The 10,005-nt window shown below is 64.4% G+C and carries 9 protein-coding genes, 1 tRNA gene and 2 pseudogenes; 5 read left to right on the top strand and 7 right to left on the bottom strand.

The window, feature by feature from the left end:
* Positions 1-489 precede the first annotated feature (489 nt).
* The 4 genes and pseudogenes from VQ045_RS07165 to VQ045_RS07150 form a co-directional block, all read right to left on the bottom strand.
* Positions 490-1,605 (bottom strand): site-specific integrase, encoded by a 1,116-nt coding sequence (locus tag VQ045_RS07165; protein WP_331829617.1) that lies wholly within the window; start codon positions 1,603-1,605, stop codon positions 490-492.
* 471 nt (positions 1,606-2,076) lie between these two features.
* Positions 2,077-2,214: pseudogene (locus VQ045_RS21965) on the bottom strand (DUF6538 domain-containing protein); the annotation flags it as partial.
* A gap of 90 nt (positions 2,215-2,304) precedes the next feature.
* Positions 2,305-2,380, bottom strand: a tRNA-Ala gene (locus VQ045_RS07155).
* 160 nt (positions 2,381-2,540) lie between these two features.
* Positions 2,541-2,972, bottom strand: a complete 432-nt coding sequence (locus VQ045_RS07150; protein WP_327625975.1) for a TIGR02300 family protein — start codon at positions 2,970-2,972, stop codon at positions 2,541-2,543.
* Positions 2,973-3,253: 281 nt separating this feature from the next.
* On the opposite strand from VQ045_RS07150, the gene aroA reads away from it, so the two are divergent.
* The 5 genes and pseudogenes from aroA to rpsA all read left to right on the top strand — a co-directional run.
* Positions 3,254-4,606: a 3-phosphoshikimate 1-carboxyvinyltransferase gene (aroA, locus tag VQ045_RS07145; protein ID WP_331829615.1), complete on the top strand. Its 1,353-nt coding sequence runs from the start codon at positions 3,254-3,256 to the stop codon at positions 4,604-4,606.
* 2 nt (positions 4,607-4,608) lie between these two features.
* On the top strand, positions 4,609-5,280 hold the full coding sequence (locus tag VQ045_RS07140; RefSeq protein WP_331829614.1) for a 2-hydroxychromene-2-carboxylate isomerase: 672 nt from the start codon (positions 4,609-4,611) through the stop codon (positions 5,278-5,280).
* Positions 5,277-5,729 carry a hypothetical protein gene (locus tag VQ045_RS07135; protein WP_331829613.1) on the top strand — a complete coding sequence of 151 codons (453 nt, stop codon included), beginning with the start codon at positions 5,277-5,279 and terminating at the stop codon, positions 5,727-5,729. Before VQ045_RS07140 ends, VQ045_RS07135 begins: the two co-directional genes overlap by 4 nt.
* Positions 5,726-6,361: a (d)CMP kinase gene (gene cmk / locus VQ045_RS07130; protein ID WP_327625979.1), complete on the top strand. Its 636-nt coding sequence runs from the start codon at positions 5,726-5,728 to the stop codon at positions 6,359-6,361. Before VQ045_RS07135 ends, cmk begins: the two co-directional genes overlap by 4 nt.
* Before the next feature lie 314 nt (positions 6,362-6,675).
* Positions 6,676-8,370, top strand: a pseudogene (gene rpsA, locus VQ045_RS07125) (30S ribosomal protein S1); the annotation flags it as partial.
* A gap of 250 nt (positions 8,371-8,620) precedes the next feature.
* Here the strand turns inward: rpsA and hslV are convergent.
* The 3 genes from hslV to VQ045_RS07110 form a co-directional block, all read right to left on the bottom strand.
* Positions 8,621-9,187 carry an ATP-dependent protease subunit HslV gene (hslV, locus tag VQ045_RS07120; protein ID WP_331829611.1) on the bottom strand — a complete coding sequence of 189 codons (567 nt, stop codon included), beginning with the start codon at positions 9,185-9,187 and terminating at the stop codon, positions 8,621-8,623.
* Positions 9,188-9,249: 62 nt separating this feature from the next.
* The gene (locus VQ045_RS07115) at positions 9,250-9,663 is read right to left on the bottom strand and encodes a DUF2442 domain-containing protein (protein WP_327648611.1); all 414 of its coding nucleotides are present in this window, start codon (positions 9,661-9,663) and stop codon (positions 9,250-9,252) included.
* Positions 9,656-9,889 (bottom strand): DUF4160 domain-containing protein, encoded by a 234-nt coding sequence (locus VQ045_RS07110; RefSeq protein ID WP_327626052.1) that lies wholly within the window; start codon positions 9,887-9,889, stop codon positions 9,656-9,658. The genes VQ045_RS07115 and VQ045_RS07110 overlap by 8 nt, the downstream gene beginning before the upstream one ends.
* Positions 9,890-10,005 lie beyond the last annotated feature (116 nt).

Here is a 10,005-nt window from a genome sequence, read left to right as displayed (position 1 = left end):
CAACGACATGCAAAGGGGCCCGATCGGATCCCTTTGCATGTCGGCGCCAGCGTCGCCAAAGGGGTCAACATTCCAAGCGAAATGGGGGGCACGGTTCGAAGCGATTTGACACCCCCCTTCAATTTGGGGGCCCGCGATATAGCGTGGCATCAAGTAAGGGAGGCAACGAAAAGTCCGACCCCCTTGCAAACGCGCAGGGCTCCGGCCCAACGCTCGGCAGCGGTCCAAGTGCGGTTCAGACAAATCGGAAGGCAGATTGTGCTTGTTAGCATTAGCCATGTTGTCAGTCCTCCCAGCGACCATGAAGGGCACTGTCAGACTGCGGTCGCTGGAGGGCAGCCCGACAGCATAAGCTATCAGTCGCCACTTCTAGTCCTCCATGACCATGGCACAGGACAAAGTCTTGCTTAGATGATGGCTGCTGTCAACGCATCAGTCGTCCGGCCCTCGCTCACCGGCGTGTAACCGAGCTCCCTCACGGCGGGTCCCTCAGTAAGTCCCGTATAAGAAGGTCAAGTCGAGGCCCTCATAGGCGACCTTCCCGATCCACTGGGCCTGATGGTCGGGATCATGCGTGGTCCCGTAATGGTCGCTGACGGCCTTCGCCTCTGTCCAGCCTCCGAGCGCCTTCAAAGCGCTTGCTGGTGCTTCGCATCGCCTCAGCGCATCACGGAACGAGTGCCGAAATGAGTAAAATGACTGGCGCGGTTGAAGCGTGATCGCAGCAGGCAGGAAGTGGTCGCGGAAACGCTTCATGGGGTACGACGCGGAATTGCCGTGCGCGTCGGGTTTCAGATGCGCGAACAGCCGTCCGTTCTCACCCACCATCGAACGCCGGCCTTCGACGAAGTTTAGGAAACCGATCTTGAGCAGCTCTGGGTGGATCGGGATCTTTCGGCGGCTCGCCGATGTCTTCAGTGTTTTGACGTTTTCATCGTCGTCGTCCTTGGTTTCAGCAACGTCGATGAAATCGGTCCCCTTCGGCGTTTTCTGAATATCCCCGACGAGCAGCTGGCAGACTTCCAAAGGTCGCATTCCCATCAGCGCGCAGATCAGGGGAAGCCAGAAGCGCCAGTCGCGATCTGGCTTGCTGTACGGCTTGGACGCTCCGGGTGAGCACTGATGATAGAAAGGCGACGTCAGAACGGATCGCACCTGCTCCTCCGAAAACGGCAGGCGCTTCTTGTCGAGGGCGACCTGATCCTTCTTTAACGGCTGAAGGGTTGCGGCCGGATTGTTCGGCAAAAGACGCTTCAGGTACCCGAGATCGAGGATGTCCTTGAAGGTCCGGAGGTAGTCGGTCTGGGTGATGAATGCCATCGTCGCACGACCATCCTTCTTGCCTTGCTGAATTGCCTTCTCGATCGAGAGTTTGGGGTAGAATTTCGATCGGTTCGAGGGAAGCTGGGCGATGATGCTGCGAACCCGCAGGCTTTCATCGAAGTCGATCGCGCTGACAGGCTTCTTGTCGCCGACGATTTCCCGGATGAGGGCGACATGCGCGGTGACCTTCTCGACCCATTTCGAGGACTGCGTGTTCGCTTCCGCCTCCTCCAACTTCATCGCCAAATGCTGCTTGGCGAGGTCACCGAACAGGACTTCCATTGGGCGGTCGGGGTCGAAGAGGTGATCGAAGTGCTTCTTCGAAAAATCATCGTGAAGGCGGGCTGCCTTCCGGCGGGCGATCTCGACCAGGCCCCGCCTGACGATTTCGGCGGATTGCGAAGCTGACAGGCTGTCGGCGACTGCGACGTTCACGTCTTCCAGCATCCGGCGTTCGGCATGATAGACCCACTCGGCGACGTGCGGATCGTCCGGCGTGGTCAACGCCTGAAGTTCAAGCTCGTTGTCCATCCGCATGGCCCGCTGCTCGGCCAAATCGGCGGGACCGTCAGCCAGCAAGCGTTGGGCGGAATGGTGGTCGATGCGATTGACGTATCGGCGAACGAGATCGACGAGTGGGACCTCGGGCTTGTCGGCGACATCTCCAGCCACCGGATCGTCACCGCCGTTCTCGAACGCATCGAAGCGCGTATCCCATTCGAGGTCGCGGACCGTTCTCCGCTTCTTCGCCTCTGCCAAGCTCGATGTTTCGAGGCTGACCTGAATGAATTTTTTGCCGATCTTCGAGACGAGCGGCAGCGGCACCCTTCGACGGTAGTACCAGACGTTCTTTCGCTTCAGGAGGCGGTTGGTTTCGGACACGTTTTTCATGCTCCTGTGTACCACGTTTGTGATGCACGAGCGATGTCAAAGTGCTGATGAGCAGGGGCTCCAAGAGATATCAGTGTCTTGGAAGGAATTTGGTGGAGCCAAGCGGGATCGAACCGCTGACCTCTACAATGCCATTGTAGCGCTCTCCCAGCTGAGCTATGGCCCCACGCCGCCGACAACCGGCGAACTGTCGGCGAGCCCTGGGTGCGGCCCGCGTCGGTATCGGCGGGTTCTTAATCAAGCCCGCCGCGAAGATCAAGCGAATTTCGACGAGCCGCGGGCGCGGCGCGGACGATCAATCGACCGCGCCGTCTTGCCCGTCGCGATCAATCGTCGTCGTCGTCCCGGCTGCCGCCGATGATGTCGGCGACGTCGTCGTCATCGTCATCGTCGTCGTCGGTCGCCAGGAAGGTGTCGTTGTCGTCGCTGTCGTCCTCGTCGTCCGTCGCGTCGACGTCCGGCAGATCGGACTTGCCGGAGGTGGATTCCTCCTCCTCCTCGACGTCGGTGAGAGAGACCGTGTTCTCGGTCCCCTCGACCTCGACCGTCTCCTCCTCTTCCTCATCCTCGACCGCGGCCTTCGGTTTCGGCTTCACCTTCTCCTTCGGCACGGAGCCGCGCGTCGGCTCGACCTCGAAGAAAGAGAGCGGATAGGATTTGCCCGTATAGGGGGAGACGATCGGATCCTTGCCCAGATCGTAGAATTTGCGGCCCGTCTCTGGGTCGGTCCGCTTGGTGCCGAGTTCGGATTTCGCCATCATTGCCTCGTCGTCGATTGGGGTCGGCGCGTCCGCGTCCGCCCAGGTCGCTCTCGGTAGGAAGGGGCCGCGCGATCCGGCCGGTCACCGCCGCGGCCTTGCGGCCGCGAAGAGGTGGCCGGCTGTCTGATTGCCGCAATTCCGCTCCGATGAAAATCGGTTGGTCCCTTACGGCCTCGTCCGGCCCTTGTCAAAGCCCGATTACGGCGACAGAAAGAGCGCGCCGCTGCCAGGCGATCGAAGTCAGGCACGCGAAGCCGGAAAAAGACGGGACCAGAGACATGCATGCAACGGCGACGCCACGGCCGATCAGCGCTCGCAAGACCGGCGGGCTGACCGGCCGAACGACAGTGCCGGGCGACAAGTCGATCTCCCATCGCGCCTTCCTGTTCGGCGGGATCGCCGCCGGCACGACCCGGATCACCGGGCTTCTCGAAGGCGAGGACGTGATCGCCACCGGCAACGCCATGCGGGCGATGGGCGCGCTGATCGCCAAGGAGGGCGATGCCTTTGTGGTCCACGGCGTTGGCAATGGCTGCCTGCTGGAGCCGGAGGGCGTTCTGGATTTCGGCAATGCCGGCACCGGCGCGCGGCTGACCATGGGCCTCGTCGGCACCTACGACTTCGCCACCACCTTCGTCGGCGACGCGTCGCTGTCGAAGCGGCCGATGGGCCGGGTGCTGGATCCGCTGCGGCTGATGGGAACGCAAGTGGTAGCGCGTTCGGGCGACCGGCTGCCGCTGTCGATTCGCGGGTCCCGCGTCGCCGCGCCGATCGAATACCGGGTGCCGATGGCCTCGGCGCAGGTGAAGTCCGCGGTCCTCCTCGCCGGCCTGAACGCGCCGGGAATCACCACCGTGGTCGAACCGGTGATGACCCGCGACCACACTGAAAAGATGCTGCAAGGCTTCGGCGCGACGATCGCGGTCGAGACGGACGCGGCCGGGGTGCGGCATATCCGCCTCGAAGGCCAGGGCCCACTCACGGGCGTTACCGATTTCGTCGTGCCGGGCGATCCGTCCTCGGCCGGCTTTCCGATCGTCGCTGCGCTGATCGTGCCGGGCTCGGACGTCACCATCGAAAACGTCCTGATGAACCCGACCCGCACCGGCCTGATCGAGACGCTCGTCGACATGGGCGCCGCGATCGAAATCGTGAACCGGCGCGTTGCCGGCGGCGAGGACGTCGCCGACCTTAATGTGCGCCATTCCGAACTGACTGCAATCGAGGTGCCGGAAGCACGCGCGCCGTCGATGATCGACGAATATCCGGTGCTGGCGATCGCCGCCGCCTTCGCCAAGGGCACGACGGTGATGCGCGGACTCGACGAATTGCGCATCAAGGAGAGCGACCGGCTGGCCGCCGTGGCCGCCGGGCTCGCCGCTAATGGCATCGTCCACGAGGAAGGCGCCGACTGGCTGACCGTGACCGGCGATCCCGAGGGGCGCAATTATGGCGGCGGCACTGTCGCCACCCATCTCGACCACCGCATCGCCATGAGCTTTCTGGTTCTCGGCATGGCCTGCGAGAAGTCCGTGACCGTCGATGACGGGCGCATGATCGCCACCAGCTTTCCCGAATTCGAGGCGATGATGACGGGCCTCGGGGCGCAAATCGAGACGCCGGAGGCCTAGCGATGACACGCCGGCTCGACTTTTATTACGATCTCCTGTCGCCCTATGCCCATATCGTTCTGGCGCGGCTGCCCGACCTGCCGACGGATGTCGCGGTGCGGCCGCGCGCAATCCTGTTCGGCGCGGTGCTGGCCCATCATGGCCAGCTCGGACCGGCCGAAATCGAAGCCAAGCGTCTGCATACCTATCGCCAGGCGGTGTTTCTCGGGGCGACGCTGGGCCGTGAGACGGTGTTTCCGCCGCGCCACCCCTTCAACCCGCTGGCCGCGCTGCGCCTCCTGGCAGGCGCCCATGACGGCGCGGGCGCGGATCTGGCAACGGTGCGCGGCGCCTTCGATTTCGTGTTTTCGCAAGGCGAGCCCGTCGACACGCCGGACGGCGTAACGGCGCTGGCGGAGCGGCTGGGTCTCGATCCGGCCCTCGCCACGGCGGAAGCCTCGAAGGCCGCGCTGAGGGCGAATACCGAAGACGCCCTCGCCGCCGGCGTCTTCGGCGTTCCGAGCTTCGTGCCTTACGATGCGGACGGGGCGGCGGGACCGGTCTTCTGGGGCGTTGACGCGTTCGATATGCTGCTCGCCTTTCTCGACGAACCGGCAATCTTCGAGCGCCCGCCCTATGCGGCGTTGAACCATGTCAAGATCGGCGTCCGGCGCGAGAAGGCGAACCGCGCATGATCGCGGCGATCTTCGCCATCGTGTTCTTCTCGCCGGTCGCCTTCATCTACGGCCGCTATCGCGCGCGACATCTTCGGGCGCGGTCGGGGACGCTCGGCAGCCGTCTGGCCGCGCTTTTGCCGATGCCCGCCTTCCTGGCCTTCTGCGGCGTGATCGCGGTGATCTATCAGACCGAAAAGGGCGCCGCCGAGCGGCTGGCGCTGCGCGGCGAGATCGCACCGCCGGGGCTCTTCGACACCGGCAGTGGCGTTATCGATTTCGCGCTGCGCGTCGCCCGCTGGATCGGCGAACTCGAGCTGATCCTGTTCATGGTCGCCGCCCCGTTTCTGCTCGGCGCCGTCGTCGCCGCGATCCTGCTGGTGCTGGACGCGCGCGGCACCCTCGCTCTCGACCCGCCGGTTCCCGAAATCGAGCCGGACCTGCCGTCCAACACGGATCACGCCCCATGACCGAGCCACTGACGATTGCCATCGACGGACCCGCGGCCGCCGGCAAGGGCACTCTCGCCAAGCGGCTGGCGGAGCATTACGACCTGCCTTATCTCGACACCGGCCTGCTCTACCGCGCCATCGGCAAGCTCGCTGACGATTGCGGCATCGACCTCGACGACGCCGCGGCGGTGGGGCCGATCGCCGAGCGGCTCGATACATCGCATCTCGACGACGGCAGCCTGCGCGGCCGCGAAGCCGGGGAACTCGCCTCGCGCGTCGCCGTGCATCCGCAAGTCCGGTCGGCCCTGACCGCGTTTCAGCGCAATTTCGCGTCGCGGCCGGAAGGCGCGGTGCTCGACGGGCGCGACATCGGCACGGTGATCTGCCCGAACGCGCGAGTGAAGATCTTCGTCACCGCCTCGGCCGAGGTCCGGGCGCGTCGGCGGACCGACGAACTCGCCGCCAAGGGCCGCGACGTCGCCTATGAGCGGATTCTCGCCGAAGTCCGCGAGCGCGACGCGCGCGACGCCGGGCGCAGCGTCGCGCCGTTGAAACCGGCGACCGACGCGCACTTGCTGGATACCAGCGAATTGGATATAGAAACGGCGTTCCGTGCGGCCTGCGCGATCATCGACCGGTCCCTGGCCTGACGGAGCGGAGTGTAGGGGCGGCCGTTCGTAAGAAGGCACGCCCTTTTCGGCTATCGGCCAACGGCTTGTCCTCCGCCTGATTTTTTCGGCACCGGATATCTCCACGGCCCGCCATGCTTCGATCAATCCTGCCCGGCCGCGGTCTTGCGCGCCGAACGGCGCGGTGCCGCAACGGCGAAACCGCTCCGGGCCTCTCCCGTTTTCGGGATGGGCCGGACCGCGACATCGGGCGAAACGCAATGTCTGACCCGGGGCCTTCGCCCCACGGCGCGCCGCTTTCCCACGGATAGTGGGAGAGTTCCCAAGGAGTAGGAATGTCTAACTTAAACCCGTCCCGCGAAGATTTCGCCTCGCTGCTCGAAGCCTCGTTCCATGAACAGGACGTCGCCGAAGGCGCCGTGGTCAAGGGCACCGTCGTCGCGATCGAAAAGGACATGGCCGTCATCGATGCCGGCCTGAAGGTCGAAGGCCGCGTCGCCCTCAAGGAATTCAGCGTCAAGGGCAAGGAGAGCGATCTCAAGGTCGGCGACGTCGTCGAGATCTATGTCGAGCGCATCGAGAACGCGCTGGGCGAAGCCGTCTTGTCGCGCGACAAGGCGCGCCGCGAGGAAAGCTGGGTCAAGCTCGAGAAGCAGTTCGAAGCTGGTGAAAAGGTCGAAGGCCAGATCTTCAACCAGGTCAAGGGTGGCTTCACCGTCGACCTCGACGGTGCCGTTGCCTTCCTGCCGCGCTCCCAGGTCGACATCCGGCCGATCCGCGACGTCACGCCGCTGATGAACACGCCGCAGCCCTTCCAGATCCTCAAGATGGACAAGCGCCGCGGCAACATCGTCGTCTCGCGCCGCACCGTCCTCGAAGAGAGCCGGGCGGAGCAGCGCTCCGAGATCGTCCAGAACCTCGAAGAGGGTCAGACCGTCGACGGCATCGTCAAGAACATCACCGACTACGGCGCCTTCGTCGACCTCGGTGGCATCGACGGCCTGTTGCATGTGACCGACATGGCCTGGCGCCGCGTCAACCATCCGACCGAGATCCTGCAGATCGGCCAGACTGTGAAGGTCCAGATCATCCGGATCAACCAGGAGACGCACCGCATCTCGCTGGGCATGAAGCAGCTCGAGGCCGATCCTTGGGACGGCATCGGCGTCAAGTATCCGATGGGCGTCAAGGTCACCGGCCGCGTGACGAACATCACCGATTACGGCGCGTTCGTCGAGCTGGAGCCGGGCATCGAGGGGCTCATCCACGTCTCCGAGATGTCCTGGACGAAGAAGAACGTCCATCCGGGCAAGATCCTCTCCACCTCGGAAGAGGTCGAGGTCGTGGTTCTCGAGGTCGACCCGAACAAGCGTCGCATCTCGCTCGGTCTCAAGCAGACGCTCTCCAATCCTTGGGAGTCGTTCCGCGACCAGTTCCCGATCGGCACGATCGTCGAGGGCGAGGTCAAGAACAAGACCGAGTTCGGCCTGTTCATCGGACTCGACGGCGATGTCGACGGCATGGTTCACCTCTCCGACCTCGACTGGAACCGTCCGGGCGAACAGGTGATCGAGGAGTTCAACAAGGGCGACATGGTCAAGGCGCAGGTGCTCGACGTCGATATCGACAAGGAGCGCATCTCGCTGGGCATGAAGCAGGTTGGCGGCGATCCGTTCGTCGAGGCGGCGGAAGCCGGCGACGTGCGCCGCGGCGCCGTGGTCACCTGCGAGGTCACCGAGGTGAAGGACGGCGGTCTGGAAGTGAAGATCGTCGATACCGATCTCACCTCCTTCATCCGCCGGTCGGATATCGCCCGTGACCGCGACGAGCAGCGCCCCGAGCGTTACTCGGTCGGCCAGAAGATCGACGCCCGCGTCACGCAGTTCGACAAGAAGGCGCGCCGCGTCGGCGTGTCGATCAAGGCGCTGCAGATCGCCGAAGAAAAGGAAGCCGTCGCGCAGTTCGGTTCGACCGACTCGGGCGCTTCGCTCGGCGACATTCTCGGCGNGGCGCTGCAGATCGCCGAAGAAAAGGAAGCCGTCGCGCAGTTCGGTTCGACCGACTCGGGCGCTTCGCTCGGCGACATTCTCGGCGCGGCCCTGAAGGGACGCGGCGACGAGGAATAGGCTCTACGGCCGTCACAGTCCGCGCCCTCGGGCGCGGGCCGTTCCACGTGAGTCAGAAAAGCCCGCGACGAGCGATCGTCGCGGGCTTTTTTCATGGGTTGATCGCTGCACCAGCAGCCGAGCGGGCGGGCTGTGGCCCCGATCCCGGCGACCTTCACCCCGCCGTGTCGAGGCTCTCAACCACCACATTGTCGTTGGTGTAGATGCAGATTTCGGCGGCGATCTTCATCGCCCGGCGGGCGATCTCCTCGGCGTCGTAATCGGTCTCGGCCAGTGCGCGCGCGGCGGCGAGCGCGTAATTGCCGCCCGAGCCGATGGCGATGACGCCATGCTCAGGCTCCAGCACGTCGCCATTGCCGGTTAGCGTCAGCGTGACGTGTTTGTCGGCGACGATCATCATCGCCTCGAGACGCCTCAGATAGCGGTCAGTGCGCCAGTCCTTGGCGAGCTCGACGCAGGCGCGCATCAGCTGGTCGGGATATTGCTCGAGCTTGGCCTCCAGCCGCTCCAGCAGCGTGAAGGCGTCGGCCGTGGCACCGGCGAAGCCGGCAATCACAGCGCCGTCCTTGCCGATGCGGCGGACTTTCCTGGCGTTGCCCTTCATCACGGTGTTGCCAAGCGACACCTGGCCGTCGCCGGCGATCACCACCTTGCCGCCCTTGCGGACAGTGACGATGGTGGTGCCGTACATCTGCACCGGGTCGTGGTTCTCAATGCTCATGGTCGCGTCCTTTTCATCCGCGTCCCATGTGGACCCGGCAAAAGGAATTGCCAAGTGGGGGGTCACCCAGCCGCCTTGCGCGGCCGACCGCCCTTGGCGCCGTTCGCCCGGGATGCGGCGATCTTGGCGGCGCTCCGGACCTTGCCGCCTTTCCGTGCCACATCGACGAAGGAGCGTGTTCCGAACACCCCGGCCATCACGCCGGCAATGGTGAAGTCGGCGTCGAGCCGTTCCCAATGGAGGCCGTCGTCTCCGAGAATTTCGACATCCGCCAGATCGGCATCCGACGCCTTTTCGAGCCCCTGAAGGGACCGGGCCGGGACCATGAAAGCGGCTCCGTTGAGAAATTCCACGACGACCCGGCCGGTTTCCGCATCGTAGTGGACCGAAACCGGCTGCGGCTGCCCGGCGCCCGCTTGCTTGCCGCGCCGCGTCGCTGCGTCGTACTCGGCATCTGTCAGTTCGAACTCAGCCATGAATCTCCTCCCACCGCCGGAGCAGCGCTGCCTGGTGTTCCGCCACCAGCGCCAGCGCTTTGCGCAATTCGCCCCTGGTCATGCGCCTTTGCTCGATCACCATCGGCCGTGCGCCGGTCAGATGGATACGGGCCTGCCCATCGCCGTAGACATGGACGTGCGCCGGTTCGTGATCGTTGAGGTAGATAACGACGCGCAGCCCGAGGGAACGCAGGACAGTAACCATGAAAGCATTTAACCCAACATGTTGGGTTTTTCAATAGTGCGCGCTGATAGAGAACCGAGGTGCCAATCTACGAGATTGCAAAGGGAATGTGCGGCGCTCTCCGGCATGCCCCCCAT

It is taken from the genome of Aurantimonas sp. E1-2-R+4, assembly GCF_036549515.1.
Taxonomy (GTDB): Bacteria; Pseudomonadota; Alphaproteobacteria; order Rhizobiales; family Rhizobiaceae; genus Aurantimonas; species Aurantimonas coralicida_A.
The sequence above is the reverse complement of the archived record's forward strand: the minus strand, read 5'-3'. Positions and strand labels throughout refer to the sequence as shown.

Excerpts from the sequence above, each read along its gene's own strand:
- VQ045_RS07165 (WP_331829617.1), bottom strand. The coding sequence starts at position 1,605 with ATGGAAGTCCTGTTCGGTGACCTCGCCAAGCAGCATTTGGCGATGAAG.
- VQ045_RS07150 (WP_327625975.1), bottom strand. The coding sequence starts at position 2,972 with ATGGCGAAATCCGAACTCGGCACCAAGCGGACCGACCCAGAGACGGGC.
- aroA (WP_331829615.1), top strand. The coding sequence starts at position 3,254 with ATGCATGCAACGGCGACGCCACGGCCGATCAGCGCTCGCAAGACCGGC.
- VQ045_RS07140 (WP_331829614.1), top strand. The coding sequence starts at position 4,609 with ATGACACGCCGGCTCGACTTTTATTACGATCTCCTGTCGCCCTATGCC.
- VQ045_RS07135 (WP_331829613.1), top strand. The coding sequence starts at position 5,277 with ATGATCGCGGCGATCTTCGCCATCGTGTTCTTCTCGCCGGTCGCCTTC.
- cmk (WP_327625979.1), top strand. The coding sequence starts at position 5,726 with ATGACCGAGCCACTGACGATTGCCATCGACGGACCCGCGGCCGCCGGC.
- hslV (WP_331829611.1), bottom strand. The coding sequence starts at position 9,187 with ATGAGCATTGAGAACCACGACCCGGTGCAGATGTACGGCACCACCATC.
- VQ045_RS07115 (WP_327648611.1), bottom strand. The coding sequence starts at position 9,663 with ATGGCTGAGTTCGAACTGACAGATGCCGAGTACGACGCAGCGACGCGG.
- VQ045_RS07110 (WP_327626052.1), bottom strand. The coding sequence starts at position 9,889 with ATGGTTACTGTCCTGCGTTCCCTCGGGCTGCGCGTCGTTATCTACCTC.